15 protein-coding genes and 4 tRNA genes are annotated in these 17,385 nt (G+C 65.7%); 17 read left to right on the plus strand and 2 right to left on the minus strand.

Annotated features, from left to right (window positions below):
* The first annotated feature begins 23 nt into the window (after positions 1-23).
* Positions 24-1,253, plus strand: coding sequence for an alpha/beta fold hydrolase (locus KIT89_RS02830; protein ID WP_297603017.1), 1,230 nt, complete (start codon positions 24-26; stop codon positions 1,251-1,253).
* On the opposite strand, the gene KIT89_RS02835 is transcribed toward KIT89_RS02830, so the two are convergent.
* The gene (locus KIT89_RS02835) at positions 1,178-1,972 is read right to left on the minus strand and encodes a dihydrofolate reductase family protein (RefSeq protein WP_297603019.1); all 795 of its coding nucleotides are present in this window, start codon (positions 1,970-1,972) and stop codon (positions 1,178-1,180) included. The two genes, KIT89_RS02830 and KIT89_RS02835, sit on opposite strands and share 76 nt — an antisense overlap.
* A 75-nt stretch (positions 1,973-2,047) precedes the next feature.
* Between KIT89_RS02835 and zapE the strand changes: the two genes are divergently transcribed.
* From zapE to KIT89_RS02885, 10 genes are all read left to right on the plus strand, one after another.
* A complete protein-coding gene (gene zapE / locus KIT89_RS02840; RefSeq protein WP_297603021.1) occupies positions 2,048-3,064 on the plus strand; it encodes a cell division protein ZapE in 1,017 nt (338 codons plus the stop codon).
* Between the two features lie 195 nt (positions 3,065-3,259).
* Entirely contained in the window at positions 3,260-6,130 is a 2,871-nt protein-coding gene (gene mbhE, locus KIT89_RS02845) for a hydrogen gas-evolving membrane-bound hydrogenase subunit E (protein ID WP_297603023.1), read from the plus strand.
* Complete coding sequence (locus tag KIT89_RS02850) at positions 6,127-6,480, plus strand: sodium:proton antiporter (RefSeq protein ID WP_297603024.1); 354 nt, start codon at positions 6,127-6,129, stop codon at positions 6,478-6,480. The genes mbhE and KIT89_RS02850 overlap by 4 nt, the downstream gene beginning before the upstream one ends.
* Positions 6,481-6,488: 8 nt before the next feature.
* The gene (locus tag KIT89_RS02855) at positions 6,489-8,105 is read left to right on the plus strand and encodes a monovalent cation/H+ antiporter subunit D family protein (RefSeq protein WP_297603025.1); all 1,617 of its coding nucleotides are present in this window, start codon (positions 6,489-6,491) and stop codon (positions 8,103-8,105) included.
* A complete protein-coding gene (locus KIT89_RS02860) occupies positions 8,102-8,482 on the plus strand; it encodes a Na+/H+ antiporter subunit E (protein WP_297603027.1) in 381 nt (126 codons plus the stop codon). The genes KIT89_RS02855 and KIT89_RS02860 overlap by 4 nt, the downstream gene beginning before the upstream one ends.
* Positions 8,479-8,745: a monovalent cation/H+ antiporter complex subunit F gene (locus KIT89_RS02865; RefSeq protein ID WP_297603029.1), complete on the plus strand. Its 267-nt coding sequence runs from the start codon at positions 8,479-8,481 to the stop codon at positions 8,743-8,745. Before KIT89_RS02860 ends, KIT89_RS02865 begins: the two co-directional genes overlap by 4 nt.
* Positions 8,742-9,149 (plus strand): monovalent cation/H(+) antiporter subunit G, encoded by a 408-nt coding sequence (locus KIT89_RS02870; protein ID WP_297603031.1) that lies wholly within the window; start codon positions 8,742-8,744, stop codon positions 9,147-9,149. Before KIT89_RS02865 ends, KIT89_RS02870 begins: the two co-directional genes overlap by 4 nt.
* 165 nt (positions 9,150-9,314) lie before the next feature.
* The gene (locus KIT89_RS02875) at positions 9,315-10,562 is read left to right on the plus strand and encodes an ammonium transporter (protein ID WP_297603033.1); all 1,248 of its coding nucleotides are present in this window, start codon (positions 9,315-9,317) and stop codon (positions 10,560-10,562) included.
* A gap of 96 nt (positions 10,563-10,658) precedes the next feature.
* The gene (locus KIT89_RS02880; RefSeq protein ID WP_297603035.1) at positions 10,659-11,726 is read left to right on the plus strand and encodes a hypothetical protein; all 1,068 of its coding nucleotides are present in this window, start codon (positions 10,659-10,661) and stop codon (positions 11,724-11,726) included.
* Between the two features lie 15 nt (positions 11,727-11,741).
* Positions 11,742-13,049: a ferric reductase-like transmembrane domain-containing protein gene (locus KIT89_RS02885; RefSeq protein WP_297603037.1), complete on the plus strand. Its 1,308-nt coding sequence runs from the start codon at positions 11,742-11,744 to the stop codon at positions 13,047-13,049.
* A gap of 21 nt (positions 13,050-13,070) precedes the next feature.
* On the opposite strand, the gene KIT89_RS02890 is transcribed toward KIT89_RS02885, so the two are convergent.
* A tRNA-Val gene (locus KIT89_RS02890) sits at positions 13,071-13,143 on the minus strand.
* Between the two features lie 138 nt (positions 13,144-13,281).
* Here KIT89_RS02890 and KIT89_RS02895 point away from each other — a divergent pair.
* The 6 genes from KIT89_RS02895 to KIT89_RS02920 all read left to right on the plus strand — a co-directional run bounded on the left by KIT89_RS02895 (position 13,282) and on the right by KIT89_RS02920 (position 17,235).
* A tRNA-Gly gene (locus KIT89_RS02895) sits at positions 13,282-13,353 on the plus strand.
* A 38-nt stretch (positions 13,354-13,391) separates the two neighbouring features.
* Positions 13,392-13,462, plus strand: a tRNA-Cys gene (locus tag KIT89_RS02900).
* Positions 13,463-13,497: 35 nt separating this feature from the next.
* Positions 13,498-13,572: transfer RNA gene (locus KIT89_RS02905), tRNA-Val, on the plus strand.
* A 142-nt stretch (positions 13,573-13,714) separates the two neighbouring features.
* Positions 13,715-14,131: a hypothetical protein gene (locus KIT89_RS02910; protein ID WP_297603039.1), complete on the plus strand. Its 417-nt coding sequence runs from the start codon at positions 13,715-13,717 to the stop codon at positions 14,129-14,131.
* A gap of 55 nt (positions 14,132-14,186) precedes the next feature.
* Positions 14,187-16,067 carry a glycosyltransferase gene (locus KIT89_RS02915; RefSeq protein ID WP_297603041.1) on the plus strand — a complete coding sequence of 627 codons (1,881 nt, stop codon included), beginning with the start codon at positions 14,187-14,189 and terminating at the stop codon, positions 16,065-16,067.
* Positions 16,051-17,235: a hypothetical protein gene (locus KIT89_RS02920; RefSeq protein ID WP_297603043.1), complete on the plus strand. Its 1,185-nt coding sequence runs from the start codon at positions 16,051-16,053 to the stop codon at positions 17,233-17,235. The genes KIT89_RS02915 and KIT89_RS02920 overlap by 17 nt, the downstream gene beginning before the upstream one ends.
* The last annotated feature ends 150 nt before the right edge of the window (positions 17,236-17,385 follow it).

Genomic DNA, 17,385 nt, shown 5'->3' on the forward strand with positions numbered 1-17,385 from the left:
ACTAGGCGCAGTTGCTACATTCAGTGCGTGAGACTCGCCGCTCTGCGTCAGCCACGCACGTCTCGGGCTCGGTGAACGAGGTGCTGCGTCGCCCCCTCACCGCGGCCCTCACTCTCGTGGCGGTCACCAGTGCCGCACTCGTGGTGACGACGGCCTCGGTGGCCCTGCGCATCGCGCGCAACGTCGTCACCCCTCCGCGTCGACGCATCGACGATGTCGTGGTGCGGGCCGTCGACCTCGATGCGGGCACCGTCGTGCTCTCTCGCACCGCCGACACGATCGTGCCGGGTCGCTACTCGCTGTGGTTCGACTCGGGCCGAGGGCATGCCCGCATCACCGAGATCATCGCGGTCGACGAGTCGAGCGTGACGCGTCGAGTGCACTCGGTGCAGCGCGGAGACCTCACTCGAGCCACTCGCGCGCGGTGGGCGGGCTGGTGGCATCTCACTCCATCAGACCTCGAGCTCGGGTTCAGCGAAGTGGGCATCATGACGCCGATCGGCGTCGCCCCGGCCTGGCGCATCGATGCCGCCGACACGACCGACGACTGGGTCATCCAGGTTCACGGCCGAGCGGTGACGCGAGCCGAAGGGCTTCGAGCAGTGCCAGTGTTCCGTCGGGCCGGCTTCACCTCGCTGCTCATCAGCTACCGCAATGACGGGGATGCTCCCGCGAGCCTCGACGGGCGCTATGCGCTCGGCGCCGACGAGTGGGTCGACGTCGAGTCGGCGATCGCCTACGCGGTAGAGCAGGGTGCTCGCCGCGTCGTGCTCATGGGCTGGTCGATGGGCGGCGCGATCGTGCTGCAGTGCATCACCCGCTCGTCGCTCGCCCACGTCGTCACCGCCGTCGTGCTCGAGTCGCCCGTCGTCGACTGGGTGCGAGTGCTGCGCTTTCAGGCTGCCGCAGCGGGGCTGCCGGCACCGGTGCGCGATGCGGCACTCGGCATGCTCGCCTCGCACCGCGCCGCACGATGGGTCGGCCACACCGCGCCCGTCGACTTCGCTCGACTCGATCTCGTGGCACGCGCAGCCGAGCTGCAGGTGCCCATGCTCGTGCTGCACAGCATCGACGACGGATTCGTGCCGAGCGACGGCAGCGTGGCGCTGGCGGCCGCGCGGCCCGACGTGGTCACGCTCGAGCACTTCACCGTGGCCCGGCACACGAAGCTCTGGAACTACGACCCCTCGCGCTGGGAGGGGGCGGTGTCGTCATGGCTCGACTCTCTCGAGACACGCCAGCGGCCGAATTGAGCCCCGGTCTCATCGACGAGCAGCAGAGTCGGATGCACCGAGATCACCGGTGCGGGCTCGGCCGTGAGCACGGGCAGTGCCGGCCCGCCGAGCCGCGGCATGACCGTCAGGCACAGCTCGTCGACGAGCCTCGCCTCGAGAAGCTGGGCGGCGAGTCGAGGCCCGCCCTCGGCGACGATGCGTCGCAAGCCGAGTCGACGAAGGGCAGCGATGATCTCAGCGGGGTCGATGCGCTCGTCGCCGTCGAGCACGCGCACGTGGGCGCCCTCCAGCCTCTTCCTCGCTCGAGCCGCACCGCGCTCGGTCGTGAAGATGAGCACCGGGTGATCTTCACGGTCGGCGACAACTGACGACGAGAGTCGATGACCGTCGACGTCACCACTCGCCGACACGATCGCGAGCGCTGCCCGCTTCGGTCGCAGATAGCCCTCCCGCCGCACCGTCTCGGCACCGACCAGCACGACGTCGGACAGCTCGCGAATGACGCCGAGAATAGTGCGATCGGCGCGCGACGTGAGCGACTCCGAAGTGCCATCGGCGCCGGCAGCGCGGCCGTCGAGCGTCGAGACGAGGTTGAGCCGGAGGTGGTGGAGCGCGCGCGGGTCGTACCAATCGAGCAGCGTCGACCGGGCATCCTGATCACCGAGATTGACCAGCCCATCGTCGAACGGAACGACACGGCGAAGGGCCGAGCCGGCAGTGCTTCGGCGAGCGGTCACGCGGCCCAGGCTAGCGTCAGACGGCGAGGCGCGCGGCAGTAAACTAGCGCGGTGACGGCCGAACCCTCGACAAGCATGGCGCGACTGATCGACCGTCAACCGGGCATGACGGCTGCAGAGCTCGTCGGGCATCTGAGCCCGCCGCCGCAGTTCGCGACGGCAAGCCTTGAGAACTACGAGCCCGACCCTCGGTTCGCGTCGCAGCGTGACGCAGTCGAAGCGATGCGCCTCTTCGCGGGCGACCGCCCCGCAGCATCACGCGGTCTCTTCTCGCGCAAGTCGACAGCGCCGGCCCCGAAACCGGGCGTGTACCTCGACGGCGGCTTCGGCGTCGGCAAGACCCACCTGCTCGCGGCGCTCTGGCACCGCACCCGCGGCCGCAAGTACTTCGGAACCTTCATCGAGTACACCGCGATCGTCGGAGCCCTCGGCTACCGAGAGGCGGTGGCGCACTTTCGTGGGGCGTCACTCATCGCGATCGACGAGTTCGAGCTCGATGACCCCGGCGACACCATGGTCATGTCTCGCCTCCTGGGCGAGCTCGTGGCGAGCGGATCGCGCATCGCCGCGACGTCGAACACGCCACCTCACGCACTCGGTGAAGGTCGCTTCGCCGCTCAAGACTTCTTGCGTGAGATTCACGCCCTCGCCGACCGCTTCACGACCGTGCGCATCGACGGCGAAGACTACCGAAAGCGCGACATCGAGGGCCACGCCGTGTCGCTCGACGATGACGAGTTCGACGAGCGGATCGCCGACCATGCCGGCAGCGCGACGGTCGACAGCTTCGCCGACGTGCTGCGTCACCTCGCGACCGTGCACCCGAGTCGGTACGTCGGACTGATCTCGGGTCTCACGGCCATCGGTCTGCGTGACGTCGAGGTGCTGCAGAACCAGACAGACGCTCTTCGGCTCGTCGCCTTCGTCGACCGGCTGTATGACGCCCAGGTGCGCATTCTCGCGACCGGAGTCGCCCTCGACCAGGTGTTCTCAGACGACATGCTCGCGGGCGGCTACCGCAAGAAGTACCTGCGTGCGACATCGCGCATGATCGCACTCACGTCGATGCCGCGACATGCCCCCGTCGGCTGACCCGCAACTGGGCATTCGCTGTGCATCGGCGATATGCCCGCCAGGTAGGCTGGAACCGGTGAGCCGGGAAGCCTGGTCGGCGAAATGGAGCGTGCTGCGCACGCGCCGAATCACCGCCACAGCGGCGGTGTGCTCAACGACGCCCCCTCTCGAGGAGACCATGACGCCCGCCCGCCCGCTCACGTCGGACGCGACGTGACTCTCACGGCGCTGCTCGTCGCGACGCTCGCGATCGTGGCACTCACCATGGTCGCCACGCTGGTGATCGGTCGCGACGCCGGCTGGATCGCAGCCATCGGCCTCTCGGTGCTGGCGGTGCTCGTCGGCCTGCGGGTGCCCGAGGTGATCGAGCCGGGAGCCGTGGTGCGCGAGGCCGTGCCCTGGATGCCGACGCTCGACATCGCACTGCGCCTGCGTCTCGACGGGCTCGCCGCACTGTTCTTGATCATCGTGCTGGGCATCGGCGCCCTCGTCATGGCCTACTCGGCACGCTATCTGTCTGAGCGCTCGGTGCACCGACACACCGGCTACTTCGCCTGGATGCTGCTGTTCGCGTTCGCCATGACCGGCCTTGTGCTGGCGGACGACCTCGTCATGCTGTTCGTGTTCTGGGAGCTCACGACGCTGTGCTCGTTCTTCTTGATCAACCGCTCGGGGCGCCGCGCGAGCGCACCAGCCGTGCGCACACTGCTCGTGACAGCCCTCGGCGGCCTCGCGCTGCTGCTCGCGGTCGTGCTCATCATCACGCGCACCGGAACCACGGTCGTGAGCGAGGCGCTGGCCGACGGCGCCTGGCAGGCAGACCCCGGCTTCACGGCGGCGGTCTCGGTGCTCGTCGCGCTGGCGGCGATGACCAAGTCTGCTCAGTTTCCGTTTCACATGTGGTTGCCCGATGCGATGGTCGCGCCCACACCGGTCAGCGCCTACCTGCACGCGGCCGCGATGGTCAAAGCGGGCATCTACCTCGTGCTGCTCTTCTCGCCTGCGCTGGCCGGCACCGTGGTCTGGCAGTCGATTCTGGTGTCGAGCGGTCTCATCACCGCCATCATGGGCGCTGTCTTCGCCCTGCGGCGCTTCGACCTGAAAGAGATCATGGCCTACTCGACGGTGAGCCAATTGGGCTTCATCGTCGCGCTCATCGGCATCGGCACACCGTCGGCTCTGGCGACCGCTGCCCTCTACACGCTCGCCCATGCGCTGTTCAAGGCCGCGCTGTTCATGGTCGTCGGCATCATCGACCAGCAGGCAGGTACCCGCGACATCCGCCTGCTGCGAGGGCTGCGCCGCCGCATGCCGTTGACGTTCGTCACGACGGTGCTGGCCGGGCTGTCGATGGCGGGAGTCTTTCCGCTGCTCGGCTTCATCTCGAAGGAGTACCTGCTCGGTCAGATGGCCGAGCCCGGGGGGCCGTTCTGGCTGGGTCTGCTGCTGGCGGGCACTGCGGTGCTGAGCGCGACGGCGACCTTCGCATACACGGGGCGCATCGTGCTCGGCGGCTTCACCGACTACCGCGGATCTAAGCGCCCCACCGACGATCTCGATACGCATCGCATGCCCGACCGGGTTCGCGAGGCGGGCCTGCTGTTCATCGCCCCTGCCCTGCTTCCCGCCGCCCTGGGCCTTGTTCTCGGCCTCGGCATCGTCTGGCTGCACCCTCTCATCGGTGCCGCGGGCAGCGCGGCCGCGGGGCAGCCGTTTACGGCGACCTTCGCGCTCTTCGGCGGGCTCACCCTCGAACTCGCACTCTCGCTCTCGATCATCGCGCTCGGCCTCGTCGTCATCGGGCTGCGGCGTCGACTCGACCGGGTGTTCGAGCGCAGAATCTTGAGCTTCACGGCGATCGACGTGGTCGAGCGCATTCGCACCGGGTCGATCAGGCTCGGCGCTCGTGTCGGTGACCTGACCCGCAGCGACGCCCAGCCGCTGCACCTGGGCGCTCCGTGGCTGCTGCTCGGTGCACTCGCCATCGCGGCGATCGTAATGGCCCCGTCGGCGGGCGAGCTCATCGAGCCGGGCGAGCCTCTCACCGACGCTCTCATGCTCGCCCTCCTGGTGGTGACCGTCGTGCCCGCGGTGATCACCCGCTCGCGACTGACGGCGCTCATTCTGGTGGGTGGGGCGGGCTTCGTGGTCGCGCTCTGGTTCTTCGCACTCGGCGCCATCGACGTCGGGTTGACGCAGCTGCTGGTCGAGCTGCTCACGGTGGTCGCTCTTGTGCTCGTGCTGCGCAGACTGCCAGCGGTCTTCCATCGCGTCGCTCGATCACGTCAACTCGTCACCGCGCTCATCGCGGTGGGTGCTGGTGTCGCCGCGACCGTCGCAACCCTCGTCTTCACCGGCCGTCGCGGCATATCTGATGTCGGGCAATACTTTCTCGACGAGGTCTACGTCGACACGGGTGGCACCAACGTGGTGAACACGATTCTGGTCGACTACCGCGCGCTCGATACGCTCGGCGAACTGACGGTGATCGCGATCGCCGGCATCGTCATCATGGGGGTGCTCGGCACTCGCCGACTGCTCGACGAGCGCACGCCCGATCTCGACGCCTGGAGGGGCACGGCTCTCGTGAGATCAGCAGACAACACACTGCCGATTCGGGTGATCGCACGCTGGGCCGCACCCATCATCATCGTGCTGTCGATCTACCTGCTGCTGCGCGGGCACTACGAACCCGGCGGTGGATTCATCTCAGCGCTCGTCGGAGGCACCGGTTTCGCTCTCGCCTATCTCGGGGCACCGACCGACCGCAGCGCACCAGTGAGGTGGCCGTACCGCCTTCTGTTGGCTGCCGGCGTCGTCGTCGCGGTGGTGACGGGACTGGCCGGGTATCTCGTCGGCTCGTTCCTGCGACCAGTGCACGTCGACATTCCACTGCCGTGGGGCGGGGAGTACGCCTTCACGAGCGCTCTCATCTTCGACCTCGGTGTGTATTTCGCCGTCGTCGCCATCATCGTCGCCCTGCTCAACGAACTCGGCGGAGTGCGAGATCGACACGGAGAACTGAGCGAGCCCCGAGACACCGTTCACGTCGAGCTCACGCCAGGCACGGAGGTGTCCAGATGAGTCTTGCCCTCAGCATCGGCCTGCTCGCAGCAGCAGGAGTGTTTCTCGTGCTGCAGCGCGGCATGATCCGCATCATTCTCGGGTTTGTGCTGCTGACCCACGCCGTCAACCTGCTCATCATCGCCGCGGGCGGCGTCGCCCGTCGTGACGCGCCGTTCTTCGGCACCGACACCTCACAGGCGGCCGACGCTCTTCCGCAAGCCTTCGTGCTGACGGCGATCGTCATTGCGTTCGCGATCACCGTGGTCATGGCCACATTCGCTGTGATCGGCCGTCGCGATGATGACACTGAGCCCGAGACGCACGAGCCGGGCGAGCTCGACCCGACGAGGGTGGGTGAAGAACGGTGATCAGCATCATGGAGCCGCTTCTGCCGATGCTCGTGGCGGCACCGCTTCTTATGGGTGGTGTTCTGCTCGCCCTTCCCCGCCAGCATGTACTGCGCCATCTTCTCGGCATGGGCACTCTCGCGGCCATGCTCGTCGGAGCGGTCGCTCTCGTGATCGTCACCTCAGACGGAAGCGTGCTGGCGCACCAGATCGCGCTCTGGCCAGGCGGCATCTCGATTCCCTTCGTCGCAGATGCCTTCTCGAGCCTGATTCTTGCGGTGGCGGCGATCATGGGCGCCGTGAGCTTTCAGTACATGATCGCGAGCGGCGAAGCTCGGAGCCCGTCGATCACGGCGTTCGTGCTCGTTCTCATGGGCGGCGTTGCCGGCGCTCTCCTCACTGCCGATCTCTTCAACCTCTTCGTGTTCATCGAGGTCATGCTGTTGCCCTCCTACGGCCTGCTCGTGATTCTGAGCCGACGATCTGACATGGGCGGCTCGAGGCTGTACGTCACCGTCAATTTGCTGGCCTCAACACTCTTTCTCGCCGGCGTCGGCCTCATGTACGCCGTTGAAGGCACGGTGAACCTGGCCGAGCTCGCGGGCGCAGCCGAGTCGCCGGCGACGGCGATCGCCGCCGCTGTCTGCCTGGCGGCGATCGCCGTCAAGGCAGCGCTGTTTCCTGTGCACGGTTGGCTCGGCAGGGCTTACGCCTCGGCGTCGCCCGCTGTCGCGGCCCTGTTCTCGGGCTTGCACACCAAGATCGCCATTTACATCGTCTATCGCATCGGCTCCGTCGTGTTCGAAGGCGATGACACATGGATGCTCGCCATCCTGGTGCTCGCGGCCGCGACGCTCGTCGTGGGAGCGTTCGCCGCTCTCGGCGAGGCCGAACTGCGACCGTTGCTGGTCTTCCAGATGATCAGCGGCATCGGCTTCATCTTGGTCGGCGTCGCGCTCTTCACGCCCCTCGGGCTGAGCGCCGGCATCGTCTACATGGTGCACCACATGATCGTCATGGGCTGCCTGCTGCTCATCGCCGGCGCCATCGAGCAGACCTATGGCTCGGGTCGACTCGACCGGATCGCCGGGTTGCGCACGCGCGAGCCTCTGCTGACCGCGGCGTTCGTCGTCGGCGCGCTGTCGCTCGCGGGTCTGCCGCCGTTCTCGGGCTTCGTGGCGAAGTTCGCACTGGTTCTCGCGAGCGCTGACGCCGACAACGTGCTCATCGCCGCCCTGCTCATCGTCATTAGCCTGGTCGCGCTGATGTCGATGATGAAGGTGTGGGCCGCTATGTTCAACGGCAAGCGGCACTCCGACGTCGAACAGCTCGCCGCCGAAGCGCGCATTCGCGCTCGAGAGAACCTCTTCGATGACGACACCGTTGACTCGGCTGCGGTCGACGTCGAGGCCGCCCATGCAATCGAGCACCATGCTCCACCACGGGGAGCGATCACGGCGGAAGAAGACCCACATGAGCACCGGGGCACTCGCGCGCCGGCACGGCTCATCGTGCCCGCGCTCGTGCTGGCGGCACTCAGCGTGGGTCTGGGACTGGGCGGAGAGCTCATGCTCTCGCTCGCCGAGCAAGCAGCAGCCGGGCTCATCGACACGAGCGCGTACGTGCAGGCGGTGATCGGGCGATGATGACCTCACCGTGGAGCCTGCCGGTGCGGGCCATCCTGTTCACTGCGTGGTTCACCGCCCAGTTCGTCATCACGAGCGTGCGGGTGAGCCTGCTCATACTCACGCCAGGTCGACAGCCCCAGCCCGCCATCGTGCGATTCGAGATCGATGAGTTGAGCGACGCAGAGGCCAGTCTGCTGCTCGCACTCATCACGATCACACCAGACACCTTGGTGATCTCGCTCAATCGCGACGAACGGGTGATGTTCGTGCACGGCATGTTCGTGGCGGGCGACGCCGATGGCTTTCGTCGAGGGCTTCGTGAGACCCACGACCGCCTCTTGAGGGGCATTCGTTGGCGGCCACCGGTCACGGCCAGCGGTGGGGGGCACGCATGATCTCGACTGTGATCGCCGTCATCGTTCTCGCACTGCTCGCCGTGTCAGTCGTGCTCGCCGTTGTGCGCATTGTGCAAGGCCCGACGGCGGCAGACTCGGCTGTGGCTGGTGACCTTATCTTCTTCGCCTTCATCGGCGTCGTCGCGGTGTTCGGGCTCTTGTTCTCGATCGAGGCCGTCATCGACATCATCCTCGTGGCCGCCATTCTCGGCTTCCTCTCGATACTCTCGCTCGCCCGACTGCTGCAGGGGGGCCAGCGATGAACGCCGAACTCGTGGTCTCTGTCATCGGCAACGGCTTTCTCGTTCTCGGGGCCGTGATCATCGCGAGCGCTGCGATCGGCATCATCAAGCTGCCTGACCTCTACACGCGCACCAGTGCGATCGGAACAGCAGCGGGTCTCGGAGTGGCACTGATCATCGTCGGTGTCGTGACGCTCGACTTCAGCGTTCTCAATTTCATCAAGGGCATCATCGCCATCATTGCTCAAGTGCTCACGAGCGCGGTCGGCAGCTTCGCGCTGGCGCGGTCGGGGTACCTGACGGGCAGTCGTCCCGTGGCGACCACGGTTCCCGACGAACTGGCAGACTCGGCCGACCACGACGCGATCGACGCCCAGAGGGCTCTTCGCGACATCGAAGGTGACTCGCCGACTCACGAAACGTGATGTTTACGCTGGGCGCTTTCGCGTAACACTCGAGAAACACGACGACACCGGTGCTGAAACTTCTCACCTGAACACTGGGCTCGTGACCGCGGCGGATTCCCGTCGTGCTGGGTACCCCTAACCCGACGGTCGCGACCCACGTTCCACTATGAGAGGTAGAAACTGATGGATACCGGCGAACTCAGTTGGGCCATAACGGCCACCGCCCTTGTTCTCTTCATGACACCGGGTGTCGCATTCTTCTACGGCGGCCTCGTCAAAGCCAAGAGCGTCATCAGCATGATGATGATGAGCTTCGGGGCTTTGGGCCTCATCAGCGTGCTCTGGGTGCTCTACGGCTTCAACATGTCGGCCGTTGACGGGCCGGGACAGCTCTTCGGCAACCCGTTCGCTGACTTTGGTCTCATGACTCTTGCTTCGGATCTTGCCTCAGACGACGCGACGCTGGTCGCTGCGGCGAACGAGGGTCTGGTCGGCGCGACCTTCGGAGCGACCTTCGCGATCATCACCGTGGCTCTTGTCTCGGGCGCGATCGCAGACCGCGCGAAGTTCGGATCCTGGATTCTCTTCGCCGGTATCTGGGCCACTTTGGTCTACTTCCCGGTCGCGGCATGGGTCTGGGGCGGCGGCTGGATTCTCGAGCTCGGGGGCCTCTTGGGCCTCCCCGAAGTGATCGACTACGCAGGTGGAACCGCGGTACACATCAACGCCGGAGCTGCGGCACTCGCACTCGCTCTCGTTTTGGGCAAGCGTGTCGGTTTCGCCAAGGGCGCTCACGTGCCTCACAACCCGCCGTTCGTGCTTCTGGGCGCCGGAATCCTGTGGTTCGGCTGGTTCGGATTCAACGCCGGTGCAGAATTCGCGAACGGCATGGCAAACGTCGGTCTCATCGTCGTCAACACGCTCGGAGCGACAGCAGCCGCGATCCTCGGCTGGCTCATCATCGAGAAGATCAAAGACGGCAAGCCGACGTCGGTCGGTGCAGGCTCGGGTGCCATTGCTGGTCTCGTCGCCATCACCCCTGCGTGCGCCAACCTCGCGCCCGGCTTCGCTCTTCTGCTCGGCATCATCGCCGGTGTGCTCTGCGCTCTCGCGGTTGAACTGAAGTTCAAGTGGGGCTTCGATGACTCGCTCGACGTCGTCGGCATCCACCTCGTCGGTGGACTCATCGGAACCCTGTACCTTGGCTTCTTCGCCATCGGCACCGGGCTCTTCACCGGTGGCGACTTCGGTCAACTCGCCGTGCAGGCGATCGCAGCATTCGGCGTGATGTTCTACTCGTTCGTTGTCGCGTTCATCGTCGGCTTCGCGATCGAGAAGACCATCGGCTTCCGAGTGACCGAGGAAGACGAGATCGCGGGCATCGACCCGATCGTTCACGGCGAAGCGGGCTACGTCTTCGACGCCAAGTAAGCAACTCCCGTCCTTCCGCAAGGAACGACAGCAGGGGCGCTACTCTCACACTGGGAGTAGCGCCCCTCGGGCGTTGAGCGACGAAAGGGTGAGCCCATGGCCGTGAGCGATGCTGCTCTGCAGTGGCTCGCCACAGTGCTCGTAGTGCTCGTTCCCGTCGGACTCCTCCTCGCTTCGGCGCGGCGTGGCCGCGGTCTCATCATCGGCGTACTGAGCACCGGTCTAGTGGCTGCCGTGGCCTCACTGACGGTTTCCTCACTCGTGAGCAGCACCGCAGATCTGCCCGCACGGGTGCTCGACGCCGCGTTCGCCGCAGCAGTCGCGGCATCACTCGTCGTGCTCACGGCACGGAGGCTGGGCTCTGTCGGCGCAGCTGTCTTCGCCGGCTCGTGGTCGCTGCTGGTCTTTCAGCCGGTCTTCGTGGCCACGATGGGCTCGCTGCCGTCACTCGTGCAGACCGTGTTCGGCGCCGTCGACTATGCGGCAGTGCACGCCTCGCACGTGGCAGCCGCAACATCCGTCATCGCACTCACGATGTTGCCGAGGCCGGCTCTCGAGAACGATCTCACTCCAGAGACGGGTCGTGGGCGCTCTCTCATCGCGGCCGCGTTCGTCGCCGTTGGGGCGATGGGGTGGATGCTCGGAGTCGAACGCATCGTGAGTGACGCCACCGGACGCATCGCGCTCAATGCACTCGTCGGCCTCGCGCTCGGAGCCGCCGTCTGGGTGCTCACGACGCGTATCGCGGGACGACCGTTCGACGCTCGCGGTGTGGTCTGGGGGGTGGTGACGGCGTGGGGCGCCATCGGGCTCGGGCTTGCCTTCCTCTCGCCGATGGCGCTCGCGTCGACAACAGTCTTCGCCGCGGCCGCGGCCGCGGCGGTGGTCGCCAGGGGCCGCGCGGGCGCCGACAGGGGCCGTCGAGCGGCCGTGGCGGTGATCGTGGCGGTGTCTGTCGGGGGAGTGGTGCTCGCACTGCTCGCTGATGGCTTCGGGATGGCCGCCACTGGTTCGACCGCGCTCGTTCTGGGGCAGCTGGGCGCTGTGCTCGTCATCGGCATCGCCGCGTTCATGCTCGGACTGCTGTGCGGAGGCATGGCGCTGGTCGTTGTGAAGGGCAGCACGATCAGGTCGAGCTCTCGGCCCTCGTCACGGTGCGGCTGATAGCCTGCCGCTTCGATGAAGAAGCAATACCACTGGGGATACGCCGTCGTCGCCGCGACGACGCTGCTCTCGCTGCTGATCTGGATCGGCTCGATGTGGTACTTCGATGAGTGGTACGACGAGCCGTTCACCTACGTTGCGAAGGTCGGCAGCATGGGAGCCACGACGCTCATCTGCTGGACCTTCATCCTCTCGACGCGCTTCAGCGTCGTCGAGCGGCTCTTCGGCGGACTCGACAAGGTGTACAAGGCGCACCGCCACATCGGTCAAACGGCCTTCTTTCTCATTCTTCTGCACCCGCTCTTCCTGGCGGTCCGGCTGCTGCCCGAATGGCAGGAGTTCTTGCGCTTCTTCTGGTTCTCAGACGACTGGGTCAGAAACTCGGGCATCATCGCCCTGCTGCTCTTCTTCGTGCTCGTGTCGGTGTCGCTCTGGATCAGCCTGCGCTATCACGTATGGAAGCAGACGCACCACTTCTTCGGGCTGGTGCTCATCGTGGTGATCGTGCACATGATCGTGGCCAACGCCGAGATCATGACCTTCCCGGTGCTTCGGGTGTGGTTCTTCGCGTGGTTGGCGATAGCGGTGCTCTGCTACATCTACATCAGGCTGCTCTACCGCTGGATCGGCCCGCTCTACGACTACGAGGTTGTGGCCACAACGGAGCGTGGTGACATCATCGAGATCTCGCTGAAGCCAGTGCGCCCTCGACGACACCTCAAGCACCGCCCTGGGCAGTTCATCTACATCTCGTTCGACACCGAGACAGTGAGTGCCGAACCTCACCCCTTCAGCATCTCGTCGCCGCCGGAAGAACCTCACCTGCGCATCTCGGTCAAAGAGCTCGGCGATTGGACGAGCGGGCTCGACTCGCTGCAGGGCGGTGAGCGGGCGCGCATCTGGGGGCCGTACGGAAAGTTCGGCGACAACCTCGCCGCCGACCCAGACCTCGACCCAGTGCTCATCGCTGGCGGCATCGGGCTGACGCCGTTTCTCAGCATGATCAACGACGACCAGCTGATGCACGAGACCGACCGCACTATCTACCTGATCTACAGCGTCGAGACCCCAGACGAGGCGATCTATCACGACGACATCGAGTCGCTGCACCTCGACCCCGAGCGATTCGTGTACGTGCCGCACAGCTCAGACGACGACGGCTTTCTCGACGCGACGACCATCGCCGACAAGGTCGGCGGCCTCGACGGCAAGACGTTCCTCATCTGCGGGCCAGCGCCGATGATGGAGTCGATCGCCGACGACCTGAAGAAGCACGGAGTGGGAATCGAGCGCATCGCGACCGAAGACTTCAGTGTGATCTGAGGTGCGTGCAGAGCTTGCCGGTGGGCGATACCAGACTCGAACTGATGACCTCTTCCGTGTGAAGGAAGCGCGCTACCAACTGCGCCAATCGCCCGTGCGAGACCATCTTGCCATAAACGGTGGCGGCAGATTCGACCGCGCGCGAGCATCCCGTCACAAACGCGCGCCGGTTTGGCCGCTGGTGAAAATGTGGGCTAGAGTTTCGATGCAGCCCGGCAACGGGACGCGAAATGCGGATGTGGCGCAGTGGTAGCGCATCACCTTGCCAAGGTGAGGGTCGCGAGTTCGAATCTCGTCATCCGCTCGAGTGATCGCCCCAGGTAGCTGGGGGCGATCACCCACGGTGGCGTGGCCGAGAGGCGAGGCAGCGGCCTGCAAAGCCGTATACACGGGTTCGAATCCCGTCGCCACCTCACAGCTACCACACCGAGTAACACCCCATGCGAATGGGCGATTGGCGCAGCGGTAGCGCGCTTCCCTGACACGGAAGAGGTCACTGGTTCGATCCCAGTATCGCCCACCATCGTTTCCCCGGCCCAGTGACCTCGCAGTCGCTGTGGCGACTGCGCTGGTTCGATCCCAGTATCGCCCACTATCCTTTCTCCCTCGCTCGAGGCCCATCGTGAGTTTGCATCAGCAAGCGGCGGGGGACTAGCCTCGCGACTGTGAGCCGAAACGCACTGCTGATCGTGGGGGCAATCCTGGGCATCCTCAGGGGTGTGCTCGGCGCATTCTCCGGAATCGGGGGCCTCTCGACCGTGAGCATGATCGAGAGCATCATTCCCGGCTACACCCCGGTGTTCGTCTTCGAGTTCGTGCTCTCGTTCGTGGTCTTGGGTGTCGCCATCTTCGTGCTGGTGAAGTCGAACGATCCCGGCAGCGCCGGCGCCATCAGGGGATGGGGCTTCGCCATCATCGCTGCGGGAGTCATCGACCTGGTGTGGACTCTCGCGCTCGTGGGTGCCGCGCCAGAAGGCATCGCGGCGGGGCTCGGCTCGCTCGGAGCACTGGCCCTCATCGGCGGACTCTTCGTCGGCGGTGCGAACCGATTGCGCAAGGCTTCGCCGCCCCACCCGGCCTGAGGCGCACCCCGTTCTGGGGCGTCCGTCTCGGGGGCAACGCCAGTACGATCGAGTCATGGCTCTGGGGGGAGATGTGTCGGCGACCCGCGTCGCCGACAGCGAAGCGTTCGCCGCGCTGCTGCTGCAGGCGGGACTCGTGTCGGCCGAGGCGCTCGCGTTCGCACGTCAGGTGAAGCAGCGCACGGGCGCGCACATCGACGAAGTGCTCATCAGCCAGGGGCTGCTCGACACCGAGTCGTTGCTGCTCGCCGAAGCGCAAGCGTGGGGCGTGCATCCGATCGATCTTGATGCGGTGGCGTTCGATGAGAATCTGATTCGTCGGGCTCCTGGTCAGGTCTACATCGCTGAGAACTGGATGCCCATCCGGCGTTCGACGAACGGCTCGATCATTGTCGCCACGGCCAGGGGCGTCGCCCCCGAGCGTGTGGCGCGAATTCAGAGAGTGCTCAAGGAGACCGATCTGCAGTTCGTCGCCACGACGTCGTGGGGCATCAAGAATTCGTGCTTGCGGCTCTTCCGCAGTGAGATCGCCGATGAGGCGGCGAACGAATTGTGGCGTCAGAATCCGCGCATGTCGGCGCGCATCACGTTCAGCCGCAGCCAGAAGATCGGGCTCATCCTGACAGCCCTCGCGCTACTGGTGTCGGCCATCGTGTGGCCCATCGAGACGGCGATCGTCACCCTCACGGTGATGAGTCTGGTGTTTCTGGCGGGCACGAGCTTCAAGTTCATCGTCGCCATGCGAGGTGCACGCTACGACGTCGTCGAACGGGTCAGCTCTGCGCAGGTCGATGCGCTCGTCGAGCGCGAACTGCCGAGATACACGGTGCTGGTTCCCGTGTTCCGCGAGGCGAACATCGTCGGCCAGCTGATTCGCAATCTGGGGGGCATCGACTACCCGACCGAGAAGCTCGAGGTGCTGATTCTCATCGAAGAAGAAGACCACGAGACGCGCGACGCGGTGCTCACCTCGAACCCGCCCCCGCACTTTCGCATCGTCACGATTCCGAAGGGGCACCCGCAGACGAAGCCGCGAGCCTGCAATGTCGGCCTCTTCTTCGCGACCGGCGAGTACCTCGTGATCTATGACGCCGAAGACACCCCAGACCCCGATCAGCTCAAGAAGGCTGTCGTCGCGTTTCGCCGTGGCGGCAGCGAGACCGTGTGCGTGCAGGCCTCGCTCAACTATTTCAACGATCGAGAGAACGCGCTCACGCGCATGTTCACGCTCGAGTACAGCTATTGGTTCGACTACATGCTCGCCGGTCTCGACTTGGGCGATCTGCCGATTCCGCTCGGGGGCACGTCGAATCACTTCAGAACCTCGGCGCTCATCGAGTTGGGCGGGTGGGATCCGTACAACGTGACAGAAGACGCCGACCTCGGCATCAGGGCCAGCGCTCTGGGCTACCGCGTGGGCGTCATCAACTCGACGACGATGGAAGAGGCGAACACCTCGATTCCGAACTTCGTGCGGCAGCGCTCCCGCTGGATCAAGGGCTACATGCAGACGACGCTCGTGCACGCCAGGCAACCGGTGGCGCTCATCCGGCAGATCGGTCTTCGTCGGTTCTTGAGCTTCGTGCTGCTCATCGCGGGCACACCGGCGACCTTCCTCGGGGTGATCCCGTTCTACGTCGTGACGGTATTCACGATCTTCTTGCCCGTCGACACTCTCGGCCAACTGTTTCCGGTGTGGCTGCTCTGGCTGACGCTGCTCAACTTCGTCGTCGGCAACGTCATCATGATCTACCTCTCGATGATGGGCCCGTACAAGCGCGGCACCTTCCACCTCATGCTCTGGGCCCTGCTGAACCCGCTCTACTGGCTCTTGCACTCGATCGCCGCATACAAGGGGCTCTGGCAGCTCATCACCAAGCCCCACTACTGGGAGAAGACCGAGCACGGTCTGACCACTCATGTCCAGCACAACTGAGACCACGGTGCTGCGTCGAGACCGGCAGAATCGCACCGCACCTCGCACTCGGCTCGACCCCTTCCCGCGCAGCCCGCTCGCGCGATGGATGCTCCGCCTCGGGCTCATGGCCCCCCTCGTGGTCATCGCGGTGCTGGTGCAGGGCGTGCCCTCATCTGACGCGACTCCGAATGCCGGGCTCATCGATGGGGTCGCGGCGATCGACTGGAACCGGGGAGATGCCGAGTGGCTCGCCCTGCTGTATCCGCACGTCTCGAATCTGATCGCCGCCGCCAACCCGTTCGGGCGCCTCGGGCTCAGCATCATCGGTGCAGTCGCCGCCGGGTTCTTGCTGCAGAAGGTCGCTGAGATCATCGCTCAGCGAGCGATTCCGCGCTCGACCGGCATCATTCTGGTGATCGCGCTGGCGGCGAACCCGCTGTTCTTCTACTTCGCACTCGAGAACCTTCCTGGCTTCCTCGCCCTGACATTCTTCGCGCTCGCGCTGGCCGACATCGTTCGCTTCGTCAACTGGGGCAACACCGAGTCGGGTTTCCGTGGGGGAATCCTGCTGATGCTCGCCGCACTCAGCGATCCGTCGGGCATTCTCTTCGCGCTCATCGGCGCCCTGGCTTCGCCGTTCTTGCGCACGGGGCGCTCGTGGTCGCCGGGGTTGCGTGCGGCCAACACGCTCGTCATCGCCTTTCCGACGCTCGGGGCGTTCGCGACGATCGCGTTTCTCAACGTTCTCTTCTTCGGTTCTCCCTGGCCGGGGCAAGATCTCAGCGCTATCGTCGCGGGGCTGCCTGAGGGCGTCGCCGCGCTCGGCGCGCTGTACACCACGCCCACGGGATGGCTGATCGTCGCCCCGCTCGCGAGCGCCTGGCTCGTGGGCATCATCGTGCGCCGCCCGGCTGCACTCGTCGTGTCAGGCATCGTCTTCCTGCTGCTCAACGGAGCCTTCTTGCTCGGGGCCTTCCACCCCGGCGCAGCCGGCGTCACCTTCCTGCTGCTGACGCTGCTGGCCATTGCCCTGATTCCGGGCGCGCGCACGCCGCTCACCAATGCCCTGGTCGACGTCGTCGCTGTGCTGCAGATCGCGATCGCGTGGGCGGCGGCTCTCGACCGGCCTCTCGTGCTCGAGTGGATGCAGTCGGTCGCAGCCGCATCGTTGCTCGTCTTCGGCTGATCTCGAGGGCGCCGGGCGCCTCGATGCGCGCCGGTAGAGTTGGGCGAACGCATTGCCCGAGAAGGAGAACGAGTGTCTGACGCCGCCGCGGCCGAGAAGTCTGCCCCCACGACCGCACCGAAGCCGGTGGCGGTCACGGAAGCGACAGAC

The sequence above is a fragment of the Microcella sp. genome, from assembly GCF_025808395.1.
Lineage (GTDB): Bacteria > Actinomycetota > Actinomycetes > Actinomycetales > Microbacteriaceae > Microcella.